Source organism: Cytobacillus sp. IB215665, assembly GCF_033963835.1.
Classification (GTDB): domain Bacteria; phylum Bacillota; class Bacilli; order Bacillales; family SM2101; genus Nanhaiella.
On sequence record NZ_JAXBME010000002.1, the window covers coordinates 400,803 to 423,174 of the forward strand.

Consider the following 22,372-nt stretch of genomic DNA (forward strand, 5'->3'; position numbering starts at 1 on the left):
AGCAACGATCAATGCGATAACAGCCTAAATAATAAAGGAGGTATATGTATGACTGAAAATCGTCATCAAGAGCTCGGTTTAAATGATGAAAGTGTACTTGAAATGTATGAAATGATGTTACTTGCACGAAAAATTGATGAACGTATGTGGTTATTAAATAGAGCTGGTAAAATACCGTTCGTAATATCTTGTCAAGGGCAAGAAGCAGCACAGGTCGGTGCTGCCTTTGCGTTAGATCGCAATAAAGATTATGTACTACCATACTATCGAGATATGGGTGTCGTGTTAACGTTTGGTATGACTGCAAAAGATTTAATGTTATCAGGATTTGCAAAAGCAGAAGACCCAAATTCAGGTGGTCGTCAAATGCCAGGACATTTCGGTCAGAAGAGCAACAATATCGTTACAGGATCATCACCAGTTACAACTCAAGTTCCACACGCTGTTGGAGTAGCTCTAGCTGGCAAAATGGAAGGAAAAGACCTTGTGACATTTGTTACTTTTGGTGAAGGGTCTTCAAATCAAGGAGATTTCCATGAAGGTGCGAATTTTGCAGGTGTTCACAAGCTCCCTGTTATTTTTATGTGTGAGAACAATAAATATGCTATTTCGGTACCAATTGAAAAACAATTAGCATGTGAGAAAGTTTCTGACAGAGCTATTGGATATGGAATGCCTGGTTATACAGTAAATGGTAATGATCCGTTGGAAGTGTACAAGGCTGTAAAAGAGGCTGCTGAGCGAGCACGTAACGGTGAAGGCCCTACATTAGTTGAAACAATCTCCTATCGCTTAACACCGCATTCTAGTGACGATGACGACCGTAGTTATCGAGAAAGTAATGAGGTAACTGAAGCGAAGAAAAATGATCCTATCATCACTTTTGCATCTTATTTAAGGAATATTGGATTATTAAGTGAAGAGTTGGAAAAAGAAATTGATAGTCGAGTGATGAGTCAGGTTAACGAAGCAACAGAATATGCGGAAAATGCTGCTTATGCTGAAGCAGAATCAGCAATGAAGTATGTTTATGCAGAGTGAAAGAGGGGGGAAATTATATGCCTGTAATTTCATATATTGACGCTGTTACAATGGCAATACGTGAAGAGATGGAAAATGATTCAAAAGTATTTGTACTTGGAGAAGATGTAGGAAAAAAAGGTGGCGTTTTTAAAGCTACAGTTGGCTTACATGAACAATTTGGGGAAGAGCGAGTCATAGATACACCTCTTGCTGAATCAGCGATTGCTGGGGTAGGTATTGGTGCTGCCATGTATGGTATGAGACCGATCGCAGAAATGCAGTTCGCTGATTTTATCATGCCAGCTGTAAACCAAATTATATCAGAAGCTGCTAAGATTAGATATCGTTCCAACAATGACTGGTCATGTCCACTAACGATTCGTGCTCCATACGGAGGAGGAGTACACGGTGCGTTATATCATTCCCAGTCTGTAGAAGCTGTTTTTGCAAATCAGCCTGGTTTAAAAATTGTCATGCCTTCAACACCATATGATGTGAAGGGGTTATTAAAGGCAGCTATTCGTGATAATGATCCTGTCTTGTTTTTTGAGCATAAGCGCGCGTATCGTTTAATTAAAGGTGAAGTACCAGAAGATGACTATGTGTTGCCAATTGGCAAAGCTGACGTTAAGCGTGAAGGTGAAGATATTACGGTTATTACATACGGATTATGTGTTCATTTTGCACTCCAAGCCGCTGAAAAACTTGCTCAAGATGGAATCTCTGCACATATTCTTGATCTTCGTACAGTGTATCCATTAGATAAAGAGGCAATTATAGAAGCAGCTTCGAAAACTGGAAAAGTATTACTTGTAACAGAAGATAATAAAGAAGGAAGTATTATAAGCGAAGTTGCAGCTATAATATCTGAACATTGCTTATTTGATTTAGACGCTCCAATAAAACGTCTAGCTGGCCCCGATATACCTGCTATGCCATATGCACCAACTATGGAAAAATTCTTTATGGTGAATCCTGACAAAGTGGAGAAGGCCATGAGAGAGCTTGCAGAATTTTAGTATTGATGAAGGAGGGTTTATCCATTGGCAATTGAAAAAATTACAATGCCGCAGCTTGGTGAAAGTGTAACAGAGGGTACGATCAGTACCTGGCTCGTTTCTGTTGGTGATAAAGTAAATAAATATGATCCACTTGCTGAGGTAAATACAGATAAAGTAAACGCTGAAGTACCATCATCATTTACTGGTGTGATAAAAGAATTAGTAGCTGAAGAAGGTGAAACGATTCCTGTTGATGGCCTCATATGTACAATAGAGGTAGAAGGTGATCAATCTACTCAAGAGGCAAAGGAACAGGATACACCTACGGCTAATGAACAACCTAAAGTGGAAGAGGTACGTGAACATAAAGTACGCTATTCACCGGCTGTTTTAAGATTAGCTCAAGAACACAACATAGACCTTGAACTTGTTTCAGGTACAGGCAAAGATGGCCGTATAACGAGAAAAGACTTGAAGAAGTTAATAAGCTCTGGTGATATTCCAGTGACAGGTGCAAATAAGAAGAAGGAAACGGTTATTGTTGAAACAGTTGAAGAATCAAAGGTGCAAAACACTGTTACAGAAAGAGTGCAACATAAAGAAACAAGCCCAGCTCCTAACATTCCTGTCCAAACTGGAGATATTGAAATTCCTGTATCAGGCGTTCGAAAAGCGATTGCAACAAATATGTTACGTAGTAAGCATGAAGCTCCACATGCTTGGATGATGGTTGAAGTTGATGTAACAAATCTAGTTGAGTATCGAAATGAAATTAAGAACGAATTTAAACAAAAAGAAGGATTTAGTCTAACTTTCTTTGCATTCTTCGTCAAAGCTGTTGCTCAAGCTTTGAAAGAGTTCCCACAAATTAATTCAATGTGGGCGGGTGACAAAATTATTCAAAAGAAAGATATAAACATTTCAATCGCCGTAGCTACAGATGATGCATTGTTTGTACCTGTGATTAAGCACGCTGATGAGAAAACGATCAAAGGAATTGCACGTGAAATAACGGAACTGGCTACAAAAGTTCGCTCAGGTAAGCTATCGGCTGATGAGATGCAAGGTGGAACTTTTACTGTAAATAATACAGGGTCATTCGGGTCAGTACAATCAATGGGAATTATTAATTATCCACAAGCAGGAATCGTCCAGGTCGAATCGATTGTGAAACGACCAGTTGTTATGAATAATGGGATGATCGCTGTTCGGGATATGGTGAATCTATGTATGTCTTTAGACCATCGTGTTCTTGATGGACTTGTATGTGGACGCTTCCTTGCACGTGTGAAGGATATTTTAGAAAAGACATCAAAAGATAATACATCTATATATTAGTAACGAAAAACACTGCTGCAAATTTGTAGCAGTGTTTTTTGAAGTATTGCTTTTTCAATTTTCTTTTATAAGGTCAAAATGTATTAAACGTATATGGAATTAAAGTCATTTTTTTAATATACTAATGTTAGAAGTACTTTTGAAAATATTTAGACAATTATATTGAAAGCGGTTTCTTTCTTGATGCATGTTGAATATGAGAACAAGAATAAATGAACGAATGATTTTTAGACGTCATATGACTCGATATTGGGTGAGGTGGTTTAAGAGTAATGCCAATGCTACCGTGATTAGATGACACCAATTATTTGTAGACTGGCAATGACTGGCAACATGAACAGAATAGTGAGGGAAAACGAGACGAAGAACTTACAATCTATATATCTTGTAAAGGAATCTTCAAGAGTTAAAAGAATTTTATAATAATAAACTACCTTAAGGAGAGAAGGAACGGTTATGAAGAACATAAATGAAGTTAAGAATTCACAATTTGCTGTTCCGTCATTCGATGACTGGAAAGGCAAAGCGACACAATCTCTAAAGGGTAAATCAATTGAACAGCTATACACTAATACATATGAGGGCATTGAACTAAAACCATTGTATACAGAGGAGGATGTAAAGGGTTTACCTTTTTTGAATGAATTACCTGGGCAAGGATCACATCTTCGTGGGACAAAGCTTTTAAGAACGAGCGGGCAGGCTTGGGACGTTAGTCAAGAAATAGATGTGTCTTGTCCCCATCAGTGTAATCAAGTGTTGAAAGATGACATAGACCGTGGTTTAACAATGATTCATCTATTATTAAATGATAAAACTAAACGAGGGTATAGTTTGCCTAATAGTAATGGTAAAGGTCTTTTAGTAGAGACGATTCATGATATAGAGAAAGCTCTAAATGATATTTCTCTACAACATAAATCACTTATGATTGACACCCATTATTGTTCATTGCCAATGCTATCAATGTTGACAGCTTATTTTGAAAAGAACAATATTCCTTTGGAAACAATTAAGGGAACGATTGGCATGGATCCTTTGGCTGCTCTAGTGGAAGATGGCGAATTACCTATGAATACATCCCAGCTCTATGATGTAATGGCACAATTAACATTGTGGGGAAAGAAACATAGCCAAAATATAAATACCATCCTAGTGAAAGGACATCCATATCATAATGGAGGGGCAAACGCTGTTCAAGAATTAGCCTTTTCAATAGCAACTGCTGTCGAGTATGTAGCGGAAGCGCTGAAAAGAGGCTTGAACATTGATGATGTTGCTCAAAAAATAACATTTTCATTCTCAATCGGAGCAAATATGTTTATGGAAATTGCGAAATTACGAGCTGCTAGAACACTTTGGACATTGATTGTTAAATCTTTTGGTGGAAATGAAAAATCACAAAGAATGAACATTCATGGTCGTACATCGGCATTTACGAAAACATACTATGACCCGTACGTAAACATGTTAAGGGTGACAACTGAAGCGTTTGCAGCAGGAGTGGGTGGAGTTGATAGTTTAGATGTTTCGTCTTTTAATGAAGCAATAGATCGAACGACTAATTTTTCAAGAAGAATTGCAAGAAATACTCAAATTATCCTTCAAGAAGAAGCTTTTATATCAAAGGTTATTGATCCAACGGGTGGTTCTTGGTACATTGAAAAGCTCACGAATGATGTTGCAAAGAGTTCATGGGAATTATTCCAAAAGGTCGAACAATTAGGTGGTATGGAGCAAGCATTGAAGTTGAACTTTGTTCAACAAGAAATAAAAGAGGTTGCAACAAAACGGCAAAAGCATGTTCATAATAGAAAAGACAAAATTGTTGGAACTAATTTTTATGCAGATTTGCATGAAGAACCTATGACGATGAGTAGTTTGAAAAAAGATGAACATGTTGACATTAATGATCAACTATCAATTGAGAAGTTAGCGCGATTAAAAGAAGTATTTGAAATGGATATTGATAATGTCATGGATGTAGCTGTTCATTTCATGCGTGAAGGACTCACTATATCACAATTTATTAATTTGATGAAAGATAAAGAAGCTACTGTAAAAATAAACAGTATAGAAAAAATAAGACTTACGCAATCTTTTGAAGAACTAAGACAAACATCTGACCAATATTTTGAAAAGTATGGTTTTCGTCCTAAAGTTGGCTTAATTAATTTAGGTTCAATACCGGAGCATAAGCCTCGTGCAGATTTCATTACGGGATTTTTTGAAGCAGGAGGGTTTGAAATTATATCATCTCATGGTTATTTGTCAGTAGAAGATGCTATTGAAGGAACAAAAGCTATGAAGCTAGCAACATATGTAATCTGTGGTAGTAATGAAAAATATAAAGAAATGGCTGTTGCTATTTGTAGAAAACTTCTTGATGGAAAAAAAGATATTAAGCTATATCTAGCTGGAAAGCAAGAAGATACCCTTACAACAGAGCTGGTTGAAGCTGGAGTAAGCCATATAATAGATGCAACAACAAATTGCTATGAATTTTTAACTTCATTACATCAGGAACAGGAGATGTAAAAAATGAAACGACCAGATTTTACAAAAATAAATTACACTAGCTCACATAATCATACCTCAAAGCCTGATAATGGAGAAGCCATTCATCAGCACATAGATGCTACGATTGAAGATTTATTATTTGAAACGAATGAACACATTGCTTTAAAACAGGTGTATACAAAAGATGATTTGAAAGATATAGATCACCAACATTATATGCCAGGTGTAGAACCTTATTTACGAGGGCCATATCCGACAATGTATGTCAATCGACCTTGGACTGTTAGGCAGTATGCAGGTTTTTCTACAGCTGAAGAAAGTAATGCTTTTTACCGTCGGAATTTAGCAATGGGTCAAAAAGGGTTATCTGTTGCATTTGATTTAGCGACACATCGTGGCTATGATTCAGATCATCCCCGTGTTATTGGTGATGTTGGAAAAGCAGGTGTAGCAATAGATTCTATTTTGGATATGAAAGTTTTATTTGATGGGATCCCACTTGATAAAATGTCCGTGTCAATGACGATGAATGGAGCAGTATTACCAATAATGGCATTTTATATCGTCACAGCTGAAGAACAAGGAGTAAGTCCTGAAAAGCTAGCAGGGACAATTCAAAATGATATTCTAAAAGAGTATATGGTTCGCAATACGTATATTTATCCCCCTGACACATCAATGCGGATCATTGCAGATATTTTTGGGTATACATCAACATTTATGCCGAAATTCAATAGCATTAGTATATCTGGATACCATATGCAAGAAGCAGGAGCGCCAGCAGATTTAGAGTTAGCATATACACTTGCAGATGGTCTAGAATACGTCCGAACAGGGATAAAAGCTGGAATTGATATTGATTCATTCGCTCCGAGGTTGTCGTTTTTTTGGGCGATAGGTATGAATTATTTTATGGAAGTTGCAAAAATGCGGGCAGCTAGGCTTATGTGGGCACAATTAATGAAACAGTTTAATCCTAAAAATCCTAAATCTTTAGCTCTGCGAACACATTCACAAACATCAGGATGGAGTTTAACTGAACAAGATCCATTTAACAATGTCACAAGGACATGTATTGAAGCATTGGCAGCCTCGCTCGGTCATACGCAATCACTGCATACGAATGCACTTGATGAAGCAATTGCCCTACCAACAGATTTTTCTGCGAGAATTGCAAGGAATACTCAGTTATACTTACAAGATGAAACGGGTATTTGTGATGTTATTGACCCATGGGCTGGGTCATACTATGTTGAATATTTAACGCACGAATTGATGAAACGTGCATGGGAACATATAGAGGAAATTGACAGCTTAGGGGGCATGGCTAAGGCGATAGAAACGGGATTGCCCAAAATGCGTATTGAGGAAGCAGCTGCTCGCAGACAGGCCAAAATAGATTCCGGTAAAGAAGCGATCATTGGTGTAAATAAATATAAATTGACTGAAGAAGAACCGATCGATATTTTGGATATTGATAATACTGCTGTGAGGAAAAAGCAAATTGAACGCTTAGAAAAGCTTAGAGCGACTAGAGAAGAATCTACAGTCCAGCAAACTTTACTAGACATAACAAAAGCGACAGAAAGTGGCGAAGGGAATTTACTTGACCTTGCTGTGAAAGCTGCAAGGGCTCGTGCAACATTAGGAGAAATCTCTGACGCGGTTGAAAAGGTAGCTAAACGTCACAAAGCGATTATCCGTTCTATTAGCGGCGTATACAGCTCAGAGTTTTCAAGTGAGGAGGAAATTGAGCTGATCAAACGTACTACAGATGAATTTCTTGAACTAGAAGGAAGAAGACCACGTATTTTGGTTGCAAAAATGGGGCAGGATGGACATGATAGAGGAGCTAAGGTGATTGCAACTGCATTTGCTGATTTAGGCTTTGACGTAGACGTTGGTCCTCTCTTTCAAACACCTAAAGAAACTGCGATACAAGCAGTGGAGAATGATGTCCATGTAGTTGGCATAAGTTCTCTCGCTGCTGGTCACAAAACGTTGCTCCCCCAATTAGTCTCAGAATTAAAGAAGCTAGGTCGTGAAGACATTGTTGTCGTAATTGGTGGAGTTATTCCAGCTCAAGACTATGATTATCTTAAAGAAAATGGAGCTTCCGCTATTTTTGGCCCTGGTACTATCATTCCGGTAGCTGCCCACAAGGTCATTGAAGAAATTTATCATAGACTCGGCTATGAGGAAGTGGATGTTAGTGACGAACATAAATGAAAGACCTGATTGGGTACCTTCAAAAGAAAATGACAGTTTTACATCATATATTAAAAAAGGTGTAACTGGTAGTCATGATGGGATGAGTAGTCAGCATTGTGAAAACAAGAAGTTTATTAGAAAAACGGAGAAGCATGTAAAAGACTATGTTGATGGAGTATTAAATAAAGACCGAACAATGTTGGCTCAAGCGATAACGTTAATCGAGAGCAACGCACAGAGACATGTAGATAAAGCTCAGGCTGTTTTAAATGAATTACTTCCACATGTTGGTTCCTCTATTCGAATAGGCATTACTGGGGTTCCTGGTGCAGGCAAAAGTACATTCATTGAATCTTTTGGTACATATCTTTGTGACAAAGGGTATCATGTTGCGGTATTAGCTGTTGACCCTAGTAGTTCAATTACTGGAGGAAGTATTCTTGGAGATAAGACTAGAATGGAGAACCTTTCTCGACACCCCCGTGCATTTGTGCGACCATCACCTTCAGGAGGGACGCTTGGGGGAGTACACCGGAAAACGAGGGAAACGATGTTGCTCTGTGAAGCGGCAGGCTTTGATGTTATCCTTGTTGAAACAGTTGGTGTTGGGCAAAGTGAAATTGTTGTTAGAACGATGGTTGATTTCTTTTTATTGCTTGCTCTTACTGGAGCAGGCGATGAGTTGCAAGGAATGAAAAAGGGTGTACTTGAACTAGCTGACGCGTTAATTATCAATAAAGCAGATGGAGATAATAAGCGTCATGCCGAGATTGCACAACGAGATTATAATCGATTTCTACATTATTTACGACCAGCTACTGAAGGGTGGGAAACGAAAGCGTATACGTGTTCAGCCCTCCTTGGAACAGGAATTGATAATGTATGGAAAATTATTAATGAATTTGTAGATCAGACAAAGGCAGCTGGTACTTTTGAAAGCCGTAGAAAAGCACAAATGAAAGAATGGATACATGCGACAATTAAAGATCAGTTAGAAACAAGGTTTTTTACTCATCCACAAATAAAAGGAAGATTACCTCAAGTAGAGAGCAATGTAATATCAGGGAATATTCCAGTAACGTTAGCTGTTCAACAGTTACTTGCATTGTATTTTAATGAAAACTAGTTATGTTTTATACGTTTATATAGTGAAATTATTGCAAATAAGATTGATTACTTGCTATCATAGTAATAGGTTAATAATTAAGGGAGTGAAATTGTAAATGAATATTGATTTTAACTTGTTTATGAATGATATTGTTCGCCAAGCTCGTCAAGAAATGGATGCAGCGGGTTACGAGCAATTGACTACGATAGATGATGTAGAAGCAGCTTTCCAGCGTTCTGGAACAACATTAGTTATGGTTAATTCTGTTTGCGGCTGTGCAGGGGGGATTGCTAGACCAGCTGCTACCCATGCAGTCCACTATGATAAACGCCCTGATCATTTAGTGACAGTTTTTGCTGGGCAGGATAAAGAAGCGACTGCTGAAGCTAGACAATATTTTGAAGGCTATCCACCATCTTCGCCTAGCTTTGCTTTATTAAAGGACGGCAAAATTTGTACGATGGTAGAACGTCATGAAATAGAAGGTCATGAACCAACGGCGGTTATTAATAAGCTCCAAGCATCATTTGAAAAGTATTGTGAAGAAATATAAACATGTTTATCCTCTAGAAAATAAAGCCTTAATGAATTGTGTCTAAACATTTCTATAAGGCTTTTCTTTGGAAAGTTAGAAATGAAAACGCTTACGATATTATTTACTAAAATAAAATGAGGTCAAGTGCATAAAATTATTTTTACTAATCTATATTAGTTTTATTAGCGACAACTTATTCGATAAAAGCTTGTATACAAGGGCGAGGAATTCCTATCAATGTGCCATATACATATAACTAAATCTTGAATACATAGTAGATTTCATTTTTAGAAGTTAAACATGTATCCAATAAGTGGTAGTGGAATATTTACCCTTCTTTAAAGATGAAAGACGCATAAAGCCTTATCTTTGTTCTAATTTAGTAACAAGGTTTACGAAAAGAGCCACCCAAAAAGAGGTGATACATTCTAGTAAACATAATAATTATTTTTGTTGCATAATTATAGATTTATGTTAAAATACAATTACTTGCATAAAAATACAATGTTTTAGGGGGATAAATGTGAAAAAGAATATTTTGTTAGGTTTAATTAGTATATTAGTAATTGGTTTGTTGGCAGCATGTGGAACGAAGGATGAGAGTGCAGATAATGGACAAGCAGCTGAGGGAGACGCTACTGAGAAAGTATTGAAAATGGGTACATCTGCAGATTATGCCCCATTTGAGTATATTGATACTGCTAATGGTGATGAGATTATTGGGTTTGATATCGACATAGCAAATGCGATTGCTGATAAATTAGGTTATGAGTTGGAAATAGTAGACTCAGATTTCAATGGGCTTATAGCTGCATTACAATCAAATAAGTTTGATTTTGTCATCTCTGGTATGACTCCTACTGAAGAACGTAAAAAAAATGTAGATTTTACTGATGTATATTATGTTGCAAATCATATGATCGTTACAACAAAGGATAGTGGTATTGAATCAGTAGAAGATTTTGGTGGTAAAGTAGTTGGAGTCCAGCTTGGATCAATCCAAGAAGAATTAGCTAATGAACTTGCAGAAACCTCTGATATAACAGTTGAAAGTAGAAATAGAATTCCTGAGCTTATTCAAGAGCTTCAAATAGGTAGATTTGATGTAGCAATTATCGAAGATACTGTTGCAAAAGGTTATTTAGAGAAAAATGATAACTTAACTGGACACACAATTGAAGCTGATGCTGAAGAAGCAGGGTCAGCTATCGCATTTCCTAAAGGGAGCGAATTAACTGAAGAGTTTAATAGTGCATTAAATGAGCTTAAGGAAAATGGCGAACTAGAAAAATTAATTATTAAATGGTTCGGTGGGGAAGAATAAGAAAAAGTAGAAAAAGCATATTTTTGAAAAGGTGAGGGGGGTCTCACCTTTTTAAATGTGTTTTTGGAAGGAATGAAATGAATTGTGAGTTTGGATTTCGCGCAAATTGTACCATCCATTCCCTTTATATTAAAGGGAATAATTGTTACATTAAAAATTGTACTAAGTTCAGCAGTGATTGGATTTATATTAGGAGTAATACTTTCTTTATTTAAAATTTCTGGAATTAAGGTAATTGTGTTCTTATCAGATGTATATACTTCAATATTTCGTGGTACACCATTAATTTTACAATTAGTTATTATCTATTTTGGTCTTCCTCAAATAATTGGAGTTGACATTGATGCCTTTCCAGCTGCGGTTATTGCATTTAGTTTGAATTCTGCTGCTTATATATCTGAGATTATTCGAGCTGGTATTTTAGCGGTAGATAAAGGGCAAAAAGAAGCTGCTCAAGCATTAGGGGTGCCGTATAGTAAGATGATGCTTGACATCATATTACCTCAAGCATTAAAGAATATTTTACCTGCTTTAATGAATGAATTTATTACTTTAACAAAGGAATCAGCACTTGTCATGACGATTGGTGTGATGGATATTATGAGATCAGCATATATAGTTGGTGGAGAATTGTATGCGTATTTTGAACCGATGTTATTTGCTGCACTTATTTATTATATTTTGGTCATGATATTAACACTCCTTGGAAAAGCGATTGAGAGGAGAATGAGAAGAAGTGATTAAAGTAGAAAATCTTTATAAATCATTTGGTAAACTAGAAGTGTTAAAGGATGTCTCGACAACGATTGATTCTGGTGAGGTAGTAGCTGTCATTGGACCTTCAGGATCTGGCAAGTCGACATTCTTACGCTGTCTCAACCTACTAGAAGAGCCTACGAAAGGAAAAGTTTGGATAGGGCAAGATGAAGTGACAAACCCTAAAACTGATATTATGAAAGTTCGTCATCATGTAGGCATGGTATTTCAGCATTTTCATTTATTCCCACATAAAACAGTTTTAGAAAATATTATGTATGCACCTATTAAAGTAAAGGGCGTCAGTAAACCTGAAGCGGAATCGAAAGCAAAGGAATTATTGAAAAAAGTAGGACTTTCAGAAAAAGCGAATGAGTATCCTAAACGACTGTCAGGTGGACAAAAACAACGTGTTGCTATTGCACGTGCGCTAGCCATGTCACCTGACGTAATGCTGTTTGACGAGCCTACGTCTGCCTTAGATCCAGAGATGGTGAAGGAAGTGTTAGAGGTTATGAAATCACTAGCGCATACAGGTATGACGATGGTTATTGTAACGCATGAAATGGGCTTTGCAAAAGAAGTAGCTGATAGAATTTTGTTCTTAGATGACGGTCAATTGATTGAGGATGCAGTACCAGAACAATTTTTCTCCTCACCAAAAAGTCAACGTGCACAAGATTTCTTAGCAAAGGTGTTATAAAATAAACTCAATTAATTAACAACCCTAAGTGAAGTTATAATTTACACTTAGGGTTTTTCGAATGGATGTTTTCTCAAGGATTGTTTGTAATCCGTAACATTTAGTTTTTGAATCATTCACACATAAACCTCTATTTTTTTACAGTTTCCTCTTGCCATTCAATAGAAAAACGTGTACATATTTCTACAAATGCGTCTAAAGCAGGCGAGAGCCATTTGTTTTTATGAAAGGCTAATAATGTTGAGACATTTTCACCATCAATTTTCCAATCAAGTGATGTGATCTTTCCTTCCTTTAGCTCAGTTTGTACTGCTATCGAAGGAAGATAGGATATTCCTAATCCACACATGACACACTGTTTAATTGCTTCGATACTCCAAAATTCAAGCGACGTATCAGGGACATAGCCGTGCTTAATTAAGTGATTTTCAAATGTCGCTCGGTAATCACACCCTTTCTCTGTATAAATAAACGTTTCATCGAGTGGGATTGAAATTGGTTCATCATGTTTTTTAGCTAAAGGGTGTTCAATTGGTGCTATAACATTCATTGGTTCATCGATTAGTTTTGTAATTTGTAAATCTGAGTCTTCGTGTTCTGGTTGTAGTAGCAAGGCAATGTCTATTTCACCTCTACGTAGCAACTCTTTTAATCTCCAACACTCAAATGTTTTAATGATAATTTGTACATTAGGATATAGCTTTTTATATGCTGAGATAATTGCTGGTAGCCGATAAACTGTTAAGGATTCAGGTGCACCAATTTTAATTGTTCCGGCAGGGTTTTCTTCCTCTTTTGCAATATGTCTTGCACGATCATATAAATCTAACATTTGAATAGCATATGGTAATAGTTTTTTACCGGCATCTGTAATAACAACTTTCTTACCGATCCTATCAAATATAGGAGAGCCTATTTCATCTTCAAGGGTTTGAATATGTGCAGTAACAGAAGATTGAGCATAGCCAAGCACATCTGCGGCTTTAGTAAATCCTCCAACATCTGTAATAACCTTAAATGTTTTTAAATGTTTAAGTTCCAATTACATATCTCCCTTCACGAGGAATCAATCGGTTTATTCGATTGTTTTGTTCGAAACTATCTATTTTACTGAAGTAAAAAACGAAGATATAATCAAACCAAACAAACATAATACGATTTATCATTATTTTACATTGGAGTGAAGCAAAATGAAATCAAAACTTATTGGTCCACTACTTTTAAGTGGTTTAATTATCGGCCCGATACTAGGGTCAGGAATCATTCTATTGCCTCCAATCATTAAGGAGCAAGCTGGAAGTTCCGCTATTATTGCTTGGCTGATCATTACGTTCTTAAGCTTTCCATTTGCTTATGTGTTCGGCAAGCTTAGTATTTTATTTCCTGGTGATTCAGGTGTTACGAATGCAGTGAAACATACTTTTGGTGACTCTATTAAGCAATTAACAGCTATTTTTATGATACTGGCAGTTTGTGTAGGCCCTGTAGCGGTGTTAATGACAGCGAGTGAATATATTTCATTGTTATTTCAATTGTCTAACATAAAAGTTGAAATATATGGAATTGTGCTGTTAATCATATGTCAGATGATATTGATGAGAAACATTTCATCTTTAGGAAAAATTTCATTAGTATTAACATCTATTTCAGCACTCGTGTTATTTATTGGAGGTCTTTCAACTCTACTGTTTTTTAGATCAGAAGTATCAATTGTAGGGACACTTAACATTCAATCGTTAGGAAATAGTGTGTTACTTCTTTTTTGGGCAATGATGGGATGGGAGATTATTGGAAACTACTCAATGGAAGTGAGAGATCGTGAAAAAACGATTAAAAAGAGTGTTTTCTATAGTGCAATTATCATTGCGATCATTTATATAACCGTTGCTGCAGCATATCAGTGGATTGACACAGCTGCCTTAAACAGTGGGCAGGCCTCTTCTCAGCTCAAATTGGCGTTAATCATAGCACCTCTTTTTGGCTCATTTGCAATACCTGTACTGACATTAATCACTTCAGCTCTATGTGTTACTACATATATTATGATCGTAGGGGGGATAGCAAGATTAATTTCTGCTCAAGCTGAAGATAGGAAGTTACCTAAGATTTTGGGATATAAGTCAAAATCAAATATCCCGATTGTAAGTTTAATACTACTAGCAAGTATCCATTTAATCGTTTTAGTTATTCTGTATACTGATTTAGTTAACCTTGAACTACTCGTTGAAATAACGAATGCATTTTTTATTAGTAATGCAATTATTGGGTTATTAGCAGCAATGCGCATTATCAATCATTGGGTAGTTACCTTTAGTTGTATGGTTTTAATTGGATCCTTATTATGGATGCTGACATTTTCACCAATCTGGGTATTGTTGTTAATAGGTATACTAACCCTTTACGCGATTATAGCTGAAATGAAAAAACGATCTACGCGAATAAAGCTAATACAAATGAAAGAAGAAGTGTAACATAACTTTTCATGTCACACTTCTTTTTTAGTAGTATAATATAATGTAATGAAACGGAAAGAAAGGAAAAGATATAATGGCCACTACGCATACATTTACGAAAAAAGAAGAGATTGCCAACGCCATAACACATGGAATTGGGGCTTTACTAAGTGTAGCCGCACTCGTTATACTCATTGTTACGGCTGCAACAGAGGGAACAGTATGGCATGTCGTTAGCTTTACGATATATGGTGTGACGATGCTATTACTATTTTTATCTTCAACTTTAGTGCATAGTTTCCCTGATGGAAGGGTTAAGGATTTATTTCAGATTTTTGATCATTCAGCCATTTACTTGTTTATTGCCGGAACGTATACACCCATTTTATTTACTGTAATTAAAGGTGCGTTAGGCTGGACGTTATTTGGAATAGTGTGGGGTCTTGCCATCGCGGGAGTTATTTTTAAAGTATTTTTTGTTAAGAAATTTCTTTATACTTCGACTTTCATGTATGTATTAATGGGTTGGATCATCGTGTTTGCTTGGAAGCCACTTACTGTAAGCATACCTGTTATAGGAATGTACCTACTCGTTCTTGGGGGAGTTCTTTATACAGTAGGAACGATTTTTTATATGTGGCGCAGCTTTCCATACCACCATGCAGTTTGGCATTTATTCGTTCTTGCTGGCTCAGCTGCACACTTTTTTGCAGTCCTAAATTTTTAGGCTCTTTTCATACATTTCATTTGCTACGAAAAAAATAAACTTAAATTTACTGATTGTCATTGTTATTGAGAAGACAATATGGTATAAACTAATTATTTCTGAACCTAAGAACAACAAACAATACGAATACCGATTTATATTTAAGCTGTAGGAGATATAACGATCTCTTACTGCTTTTTTATTTACCCTTAGTTCTTTTCGTTTGAATCTAATATGAAAAGAACTAATTTGTTAATTTGCAATTTACCTTGGCTGTTCTGGTATACTATTACGCTATAACGAATAGAATAAGGGTGGTAAATCTATTTCTAGGGGTGGAGAGCAAATGTTAGATTATGAGTTAATGAGTATTAAGATGATTAGGAATAAAATACTAGCTAGTGTTGAAGAATTAACAGATTCTCAAATAAATAAACGCTATTCAGAGGATAAATGGAGTATTGCACAGTTATTGCGCCATTTGTACGATAGTGAAACGGGACTTACACAGATGATAAAATTTGCATTAGAACAATCTAATACTGGAAATCTAGAAAGAAAACCGCTATTCATGATTCTCGATAGAACTCAAAAAGGTAAAGTTCCAGAAGGGAGGGCACCTTCTGAAAAATTTACTACGAAGGATGAATTACTTTCACTGTTAGCTCAATCAAGACAAACATTGTTACGATTAATTGATGAGATTAAAGGTGAAGATGAAGTAGAAAAGTTAGCGATCAGCTTTCCTAAGTTTGGTTTATTAAGTTTAGCACAGTGTCTAGAGTTTATCGGCCTTCATGAGTTAAGGCACTTTGAACAACTTAATGAGATTAAACTAGAAACTCTTTATGTACCTGTTTCACCATAATTTTCGTAAGATATTATAGTCAAAGCTCTTTTTCATAGATAGTTGTTTTTCTACAAAGGGATTACAAGGTCATCAATGTGGTGCGAGCTGTTTTAATTTTATTTCGGCTAAAAAATAGAAAAACTAAATTCCAAGGTAGATCTTATTTTTTGAAACAACGCAGAGTTTTTTTTACAACTCTGCGTTGTTGGTTTATTCAACATGACTACCGCTTTTAACTAACGAGGTATAATGAAGGGCTTTATTTTACGTGATTCACCGTTGGGCAAGTTATTTGTACGAGTTCACTTTTACTCTTCCACTTCTACAACAATACTTCCATAAAGTTTATCGCTTATATAAGCATTTAATCGCCATAAGCCAGCCGTTGGAAGTGTAAACATAGTATGTTGAGACGATTGAGCTCCTAGTACACCTTTTATTCCCGTTTCTTTATAATTTTGACTTACTACTTCCCATCCCTTTGAATCAATCAATGTTTTTTCTTCTCCTGTGTTTTTATGAATACCAATCAATTTAAAATGTTCCTCATTAACTTCTTCTAATTCTTCACCCCAAAAAAACCATCTTGTTTTACCAGCTTTATCGACTAAAAAATCCATTGTATCCAAAAAAGCCACTTCACTTTTATATCCTCTTAGCTCTCTCTCTCGGTCTCCACTTTTAATAGTAAATGTAGGGGAAACTTCCCAATTTTCCTCAGTAACTGTTTGTTCTGAACAACCTACTAGTATTCCAATTAAAAATATACATATAATATTCTTTTTCATCATAACCTCCTCTCCTATATTAGACGAATAATTTAGTATGTTGTTTCAGAAAATTCTAATTATTTATGTGGTAGCATGTTAAACAGATAACGGTTTATATATATGATAAGAAATTCTACCAAGTATTTTTAATTATACATAACATACATAGAATGCCCTTTATCCAAACTGTTTGAGCAGGTATTTAAGACAAAATTTCTTCGTTTGCTATAAAGATAAAGGTGTAGACTGAACAAACGTCATAATTAGTTTTGTAATTGCTATTTGCATAGTCTATTATTTTTCGAATAAGTGTAAGTAATTTCATAGAAAACTGTTTGCAGTACTTTTTACCTGTACATAAAAATTTATTTGCTAATTCAAATGATATATTTACTGAATTTTCTGCATATTAAACAACTTGTTAGATTAAGAATATATTAGAAATTAATATTTTCACGTTCTAAAACTATTAAAGGGGGAAATTTAGAATTGTACAGTACATTAAAAAAAATGATGGCCGTCATTATTGTCGCAGTCTTTTTACTCTCATACTTACCAGTAGTAAAAACTGAAAGCGCTACCAATGCTGGTAATTTTGATTATTATGTAGGTGCTGGTATGTATGATATAACAGGCCCAGCTGCCGAAGTAGTGATGATGGGGTATGCTGATTCTGCTCATAAAACAGAGGGGTTGCATTTTCGTCTACGATCTAGAGCTTTTATAATGAAAGAAAAAGATGCAAATAATAATGTTGTATTTGTAAGTGCTGATGTAGGAACAATCTTTCATTCTGTAACACAAGGGGTAATAAATAAGTTAGAGCAAAATGGCTACGGTCATCTTTATAATTACAGCAACGTAATACTTAGTGCAACACACAGTCACAGTGGACCAGGTGGATACTCTCATGAAGGACTATATAATGTTTCTACATTTGGGTTTCATGAAGAAAATTATCAAGCAATCGTAGATGGGATTTATGAATCTATTATTAGAGCACATCATAATCTTGAGCCAGGATACATTGAAATAACAGAAGGGTATTTAGATGGAACAAGTGCAAATAGGTCTATTGAAGCATATAACAATAATCCTGAAGGTGAGCGAAATAAATTTCAAGACAGTGTTGATAAAACGGTGACACATCTTAATTTTCGCAATCAACAAGGTGAGTTGCTAGGAATTATAAATTGGTTTGCTGTTCACCCTGTCTCGATGAGTCAAGAAAATCATTTGATCTCCGGTGATAATAAAGGGTACGCATCTTATTTATATGAAAAAGAGATGGGGACTGATTATACTGATAACAAAACATTTGTTGCTGCTTTTGCACAAGCAAATGAAGGAGACGTAACCCCTAACATATTTGGAGATGGTAAAGGCTATGGTGATGATGACTTTGATAGTACTAAAAGATCTGGAGAAATTCAATTTGAGAAAGCAAAAGCATTAAGCAACTTAGCTGAAATCCGGTTAACAGGACCGATAAGTTCTCGGCATGAATTTGTAGATTTTTCAAATTTAGTAGTTGATCCACAATATACGGATGGTGAAGAAAGAAGAACGTATCCATCGACGATGGGATATTCTTTTGCAGCTGGTACAGAGGATGGTCGAACCAATTTGCCGGTTTTTGTTGAAGGAATGACACAATCTGAATATTCAATTGACGGTTATGATAACCTAGTAACCTATGCACAAGGACTATTGACCCTCGTTCCACAAATAGGTGAAATGAGTGGGGTGTTATATCCGGAGCTATGGGAGCAGCACTATCCGAAGCCAATATTATTTGCACCATCAGAAGTATCACCTGATCCATGGACTCCACAAATTATCCCATTACAAATGGTGCAAATTGGTCAGCTCTCGATTCTTGCCGTTCCTGCCGAATTTACGTCAATGGCAGGTAGAAGGTTGAAAGAGAGTGTAAATGAGAAGATGGGTCCACAATTTAACGGTGAAAATTACGTAGTCGTTGCAGGGTTATCAAACTCGTACAGCAGTTATGTTACGACGCCTGAAGAATATGATGTCCAGCATTATGAAGGAGCATCAACTCAATTCGGTAAATGGACGTTAAGCGGGTACTTGCAAGAATTTGATAAATTATCAAATGCGATTATTAATAATGAAGGAATAGCTCCTGGTCCACTTCCAAAAGATTTAAGTAATGAACAAGTGTATTTTGATATTGGTATCGTTTTTGATGCACCACCAATTTTTAAGGACTTTGGTGATGTAAAAGATGATGTGCAATTGTCTTATCAAAAAGGGGATATTGTTAGTGTTAGTTTTTGGTCAGGACATCCAAATAATAATTTTAGGACACAGTCCACATACTTAGAAGTTCAAAAGCTTGAGAATGGTGAGTGGATAACTGTTGCTAATGATGGGGATTGGGAAACGAAGTATAGATGGATTAGAGAATCAACAATACTAGGGACATCCTCCTCTTTAATTGAATGGGAAATTCCTTTTGACGCAGATGCTGGGAATTACCGAATTGTTCATTATGGAGCATATCAGACTATAACTGGAAAGGTATATGAGTACGATGGAATCTCTTCAGAGTTTACATTAGAGTAATGATAAACAGAAGCTCTCCTTTAAGAGGAGCGCTTCTGTTATTTGTAGAGCAATTTCTTATGTAAACGTAACAAATTCTCTTACTGGTTTTCTGTATCCTCTAGGAGAGCGACTAGAGAGTTTTTCTTTGCCAATAGTAATTAATAATACAGGTTCATAACGATCCTCTAACTGTAATACCTTTTTTACTTGATTAGGATTAAAACCAATCATTGGGCAAGTATCCCAGCCCTGTTCTTTTGCTGCAATCATAAACAACATTGCTGATAAGCTAGCGTTTCTAATTGCTTCTTCTGTTAAGAATTGAGAACCGCGAGATTCATATAGTTGATTAATACTTTGAATCGTATGATCAAATTCCTGCTTACTGAGTATATTTAAGTTTACCAGCCCCTCGTATATATTAGCAGCTTGTTGATAAGCTAATCGATCACCTAAAACAACGATTGTTGCAGAAGCTGTACCAACTTTGTGTTGGCCAAAAGCTGCTTCTTTAAGCTCAAGCTTCGTTGAAGCATTTTGTACGACAACATAGTGTGTATGCTGTAAATTAAATGCTGATGGAGCATACTTAACTAGCTCAAATATTTGTTCAAAATCATGTTCGGTCATTTTAATGTCTTCTTCAAAATTACTTGCGGACCGTCTTTCTTTAATTAATTGCGTTGCGTTCATTTGTTAATACCTCACTTCCATAATCTATTGATTAGTTAATTATCTCATATTAAAATATCTTTAATTCAAGATAATTAAACCATCTTTTTCTGTGCTTGTCAATTAAAAAGCGGCGCATATCTCCTTATAATAGTGGAACTTTCAATTCTTTAGTTTGCGGTTTATAATAATGATTGCAATGAAAGTGTAACTACATATATGGGAATTCACAACCTAGGAGAAGATTATGTTTAAAATTGGTTATCGAACGTTGAAAACTGCACTTGGGATAACGACTTCAATGGCTCTTGCGAATTTCTTGCAATTGGAGAATTACATTTCAGCAGGAATTATTACTGTATTATGTATTCAATCGACAAAGAAGGAATCGGTGTTAAGCTCTATTGACAGGTTTCTAGCTTGTGTTGTTGGCATTGTTTTTGCATTTGTATTTTTCGAGGGTATTGGATATACACCAGTTTCGGTTGGTCTATTAGTTTTATTTTTTATTCCTACAACTGTTATGTTACGGATTCAGGAAGGAATAATAACAAGTATTGTAATTATTCTTCATTTTTATGCTGCGCAGCAATTTACTGTTCAATTTGTTATAAATGAATTAATTATTATTTTAATCGGTATATTAATTGCATTACTCGTAAATATATACATGCCAAGTGTTGAAAAAAGACTACGAAGTTATCAACAAGAAGTTGAAGGTAATTTTAAAAGAATATTCGAACATATTGTTGTTTATTTACGAACAAATGATATGAGCTGGAAAGGGGAAGAGATAACAGTAACAGATAAGCTTATACAAGAGGCTAAAGATATGGCACTTAAGGACATTGATAATCGCTTTCTTCGGAAAAAAGACGGTTACTACCATTACTTTACTATGCGAGAAAAGCAGTTTGAAATTATTGAGAGAGTGTTACCGACAGTAACATCAATTACGATAACTGTGGAACAGGGCGAAATAATAGCTGATTTCGTAGAGGAATTAATTACAGGTATTCATCCTGGTAATACAGCTAAAACATACTTAATAAAGTTAGCAAATATGAAGAAACAGTTTGAGGACATGCCTTTACCTATTAGTCGTGAAGAATTTGAGGCAAGAGCTTCTTTACTTCATTTTATAAAAGAGATGGAGCTCTACTTAATTATTAAAGACTCATTTATACCAATGAACTAGTTTAAATCTTGAATAAAACCTCTCGTTCTAATAACACTAAAGATGAAGTGGATTAAATGGGGGTGGTTAAGTTTTGAATTGGTCCATGTTGCTGTTGTTTACTATTTCTTTATCTCCAATATGGCCATTAGGGCAAAATCCAATAATCGGTGACCCTTTTGTTATTATTAATAAACATGACAATAAATTAGCATATATTAATGATGGGGAAATACAGGGGGTTTTTCCTATCGCCACAGGTGTTACTAACAACGATACACCACAAGGAGAATTCACGATTATCGTAAAAGCAATTAATCCATATTATCGAAAAAAAGATATTCAAGGTGGCTCTCCAAAAAATCCATTAGGGAGCAGATGGCTAGGGCTTGATGTAAAAGGTACGCAAGGTAGAATATACGGCATCCATGGTACGAATAACCCTTCATCTATTGGAACATATGTAACACAAGGCTGTGTTAGGATGCAAAATAAAGATGTTGAACAGCTTTTTGACCAATTGCCTATCGGTACAAGAGTTTTAATTGTACGTAGTGAGGATAGCTTTGAAGCGTTAGCAATACAATATGGCGCAATGAAACGTTGAAAGATATACAGCAAACTCAGTTCAAATAACAAAATGAAGTATAA

At 35.8% G+C, this 22,372-nt stretch carries 18 protein-coding genes and 2 pseudogenes; 17 read left to right on the plus strand and 3 right to left on the minus strand.

What is annotated here, in order from left to right; genetic code table 11:
• Window positions 1-48: 48 nt before the first annotated feature.
• The 11 genes and pseudogenes from SLH52_RS03930 (at window position 49) to SLH52_RS03975 (ending at window position 12,519) form a co-directional block, all read left to right on the plus strand.
• Window positions 49-1,041 (plus strand): thiamine pyrophosphate-dependent dehydrogenase E1 component subunit alpha, encoded by a 993-nt coding sequence (locus SLH52_RS03930; protein ID WP_320207974.1) that lies wholly within the window; start codon window positions 49-51, stop codon window positions 1,039-1,041.
• Between the two features lie 17 nt (window positions 1,042-1,058).
• A complete protein-coding gene (locus SLH52_RS03935) occupies window positions 1,059-2,042 on the plus strand; it encodes an alpha-ketoacid dehydrogenase subunit beta (RefSeq protein ID WP_320207975.1) in 984 nt (327 codons plus the stop codon).
• 45 nt (window positions 2,043-2,087) lie between these two features.
• Window positions 2,088-2,237, plus strand: a pseudogene (locus tag SLH52_RS23330) (biotin/lipoyl-containing protein); the annotation flags it as partial.
• Between the two features lie 156 nt (window positions 2,238-2,393).
• A pseudogene (locus SLH52_RS03940) lies at window positions 2,394-3,362 on the plus strand (dihydrolipoamide acetyltransferase family protein); the annotation flags it as partial.
• A 456-nt stretch (window positions 3,363-3,818) separates the two neighbouring features.
• Window positions 3,819-5,900, plus strand: a complete 2,082-nt coding sequence (locus tag SLH52_RS03945; protein ID WP_320207977.1) for a methylmalonyl-CoA mutase family protein — start codon at window positions 3,819-3,821, stop codon at window positions 5,898-5,900.
• A 3-nt stretch (window positions 5,901-5,903) separates the two neighbouring features.
• Window positions 5,904-8,111: a methylmalonyl-CoA mutase gene (gene scpA / locus SLH52_RS03950; RefSeq protein ID WP_320207978.1), complete on the plus strand. Its 2,208-nt coding sequence runs from the start codon at window positions 5,904-5,906 to the stop codon at window positions 8,109-8,111.
• On the plus strand, window positions 8,089-9,219 hold the full coding sequence (gene meaB, locus SLH52_RS03955) for a methylmalonyl Co-A mutase-associated GTPase MeaB (protein WP_320207979.1): 1,131 nt from the start codon (window positions 8,089-8,091) through the stop codon (window positions 9,217-9,219). The genes scpA and meaB overlap by 23 nt, the downstream gene beginning before the upstream one ends.
• Window positions 9,220-9,316: 97 nt before the next feature.
• Window positions 9,317-9,754 carry a BrxA/BrxB family bacilliredoxin gene (locus tag SLH52_RS03960; RefSeq protein ID WP_320207980.1) on the plus strand — a complete coding sequence of 146 codons (438 nt, stop codon included), beginning with the start codon at window positions 9,317-9,319 and terminating at the stop codon, window positions 9,752-9,754.
• A 505-nt stretch (window positions 9,755-10,259) separates the two neighbouring features.
• Window positions 10,260-11,060, plus strand: a complete 801-nt coding sequence (locus tag SLH52_RS03965; protein WP_320207981.1) for a transporter substrate-binding domain-containing protein — start codon at window positions 10,260-10,262, stop codon at window positions 11,058-11,060.
• A gap of 84 nt (window positions 11,061-11,144) precedes the next feature.
• A complete protein-coding gene (locus tag SLH52_RS03970) occupies window positions 11,145-11,804 on the plus strand; it encodes an amino acid ABC transporter permease (protein ID WP_320207982.1) in 660 nt (219 codons plus the stop codon).
• A complete protein-coding gene (locus SLH52_RS03975; RefSeq protein WP_320207983.1) occupies window positions 11,797-12,519 on the plus strand; it encodes an amino acid ABC transporter ATP-binding protein in 723 nt (240 codons plus the stop codon). Before SLH52_RS03970 ends, SLH52_RS03975 begins: the two co-directional genes overlap by 8 nt.
• 130 nt (window positions 12,520-12,649) lie before the next feature.
• On the opposite strand, the gene SLH52_RS03980 is transcribed toward SLH52_RS03975, so the two are convergent.
• On the minus strand, window positions 12,650-13,561 hold the full coding sequence (locus SLH52_RS03980; protein WP_320207984.1) for a LysR family transcriptional regulator: 912 nt from the start codon (window positions 13,559-13,561) through the stop codon (window positions 12,650-12,652).
• A gap of 148 nt (window positions 13,562-13,709) precedes the next feature.
• On the opposite strand from SLH52_RS03980, the gene SLH52_RS03985 reads away from it, so the two are divergent.
• From SLH52_RS03985 to SLH52_RS03995, 3 genes are all read left to right on the plus strand, one after another.
• Complete coding sequence (locus SLH52_RS03985) at window positions 13,710-14,990, plus strand: APC family permease (RefSeq protein ID WP_320207985.1); 1,281 nt, start codon at window positions 13,710-13,712, stop codon at window positions 14,988-14,990.
• A gap of 76 nt (window positions 14,991-15,066) precedes the next feature.
• Entirely contained in the window at window positions 15,067-15,699 is a 633-nt protein-coding gene (trhA, locus tag SLH52_RS03990; RefSeq protein WP_320207986.1) for a PAQR family membrane homeostasis protein TrhA, read from the plus strand.
• A 325-nt stretch (window positions 15,700-16,024) separates the two neighbouring features.
• Complete coding sequence (locus SLH52_RS03995) at window positions 16,025-16,546, plus strand: DinB family protein (RefSeq protein WP_320207987.1); 522 nt, start codon at window positions 16,025-16,027, stop codon at window positions 16,544-16,546.
• A 290-nt stretch (window positions 16,547-16,836) separates the two neighbouring features.
• Here the strand turns inward: SLH52_RS03995 and SLH52_RS04000 are convergent, their stop codons facing one another.
• Window positions 16,837-17,316: a hypothetical protein gene (locus tag SLH52_RS04000; protein ID WP_320207988.1), complete on the minus strand. Its 480-nt coding sequence runs from the start codon at window positions 17,314-17,316 to the stop codon at window positions 16,837-16,839.
• 471 nt (window positions 17,317-17,787) lie between these two features.
• Here SLH52_RS04000 and SLH52_RS04005 point away from each other — a divergent pair, with 471 nt between their 5' ends.
• Entirely contained in the window at window positions 17,788-19,890 is a 2,103-nt protein-coding gene (locus SLH52_RS04005; RefSeq protein WP_320207989.1) for a neutral/alkaline ceramidase, read from the plus strand.
• Between the two features lie 57 nt (window positions 19,891-19,947).
• Here the strand turns inward: SLH52_RS04005 and SLH52_RS04010 are convergent, their stop codons facing one another.
• Window positions 19,948-20,565 (minus strand): nitroreductase family protein, encoded by a 618-nt coding sequence (locus tag SLH52_RS04010; RefSeq protein ID WP_320207990.1) that lies wholly within the window; start codon window positions 20,563-20,565, stop codon window positions 19,948-19,950.
• A 226-nt stretch (window positions 20,566-20,791) separates the two neighbouring features.
• On the opposite strand from SLH52_RS04010, the gene SLH52_RS04015 reads away from it, so the two are divergent.
• Together SLH52_RS04015 and SLH52_RS04020 are read left to right on the plus strand one after the other, a co-directional pair.
• Entirely contained in the window at window positions 20,792-21,742 is a 951-nt protein-coding gene (locus SLH52_RS04015) for an aromatic acid exporter family protein (RefSeq protein WP_320207991.1), read from the plus strand.
• Between the two features lie 73 nt (window positions 21,743-21,815).
• Window positions 21,816-22,328 (plus strand): L,D-transpeptidase, encoded by a 513-nt coding sequence (locus SLH52_RS04020; RefSeq protein WP_320207992.1) that lies wholly within the window; start codon window positions 21,816-21,818, stop codon window positions 22,326-22,328.
• The last annotated feature ends 44 nt before the right edge of the window (window positions 22,329-22,372 follow it).

Bases quoted from the DNA above. Each gene is read 5' to 3' on its own strand.
- SLH52_RS03930 (WP_320207974.1), top strand. From the start codon at position 49: ATGACTGAAAATCGTCATCAAGAGCTCGGTTTAAATGATGAAAGTGTA.
- SLH52_RS03935 (WP_320207975.1), top strand. From the start codon at position 1,059: ATGCCTGTAATTTCATATATTGACGCTGTTACAATGGCAATACGTGAA.
- SLH52_RS03945 (WP_320207977.1), top strand. From the start codon at position 3,819: ATGAAGAACATAAATGAAGTTAAGAATTCACAATTTGCTGTTCCGTCA.
- scpA (WP_320207978.1), top strand. From the start codon at position 5,904: ATGAAACGACCAGATTTTACAAAAATAAATTACACTAGCTCACATAAT.
- meaB (WP_320207979.1), top strand. From the start codon at position 8,089: ATGTTAGTGACGAACATAAATGAAAGACCTGATTGGGTACCTTCAAAA.
- SLH52_RS03960 (WP_320207980.1), top strand. From the start codon at position 9,317: ATGAATATTGATTTTAACTTGTTTATGAATGATATTGTTCGCCAAGCT.
- SLH52_RS03985 (WP_320207985.1), top strand. From the start codon at position 13,710: ATGAAATCAAAACTTATTGGTCCACTACTTTTAAGTGGTTTAATTATC.
- trhA (WP_320207986.1), top strand. From the start codon at position 15,067: ATGGCCACTACGCATACATTTACGAAAAAAGAAGAGATTGCCAACGCC.
- SLH52_RS03995 (WP_320207987.1), top strand. From the start codon at position 16,025: ATGTTAGATTATGAGTTAATGAGTATTAAGATGATTAGGAATAAAATA.
- SLH52_RS04000 (WP_320207988.1), bottom strand. From the start codon at position 17,316: ATGAAAAAGAATATTATATGTATATTTTTAATTGGAATACTAGTAGGT.
- SLH52_RS04010 (WP_320207990.1), bottom strand. From the start codon at position 20,565: ATGAACGCAACGCAATTAATTAAAGAAAGACGGTCCGCAAGTAATTTT.
- SLH52_RS04015 (WP_320207991.1), top strand. From the start codon at position 20,792: ATGTTTAAAATTGGTTATCGAACGTTGAAAACTGCACTTGGGATAACG.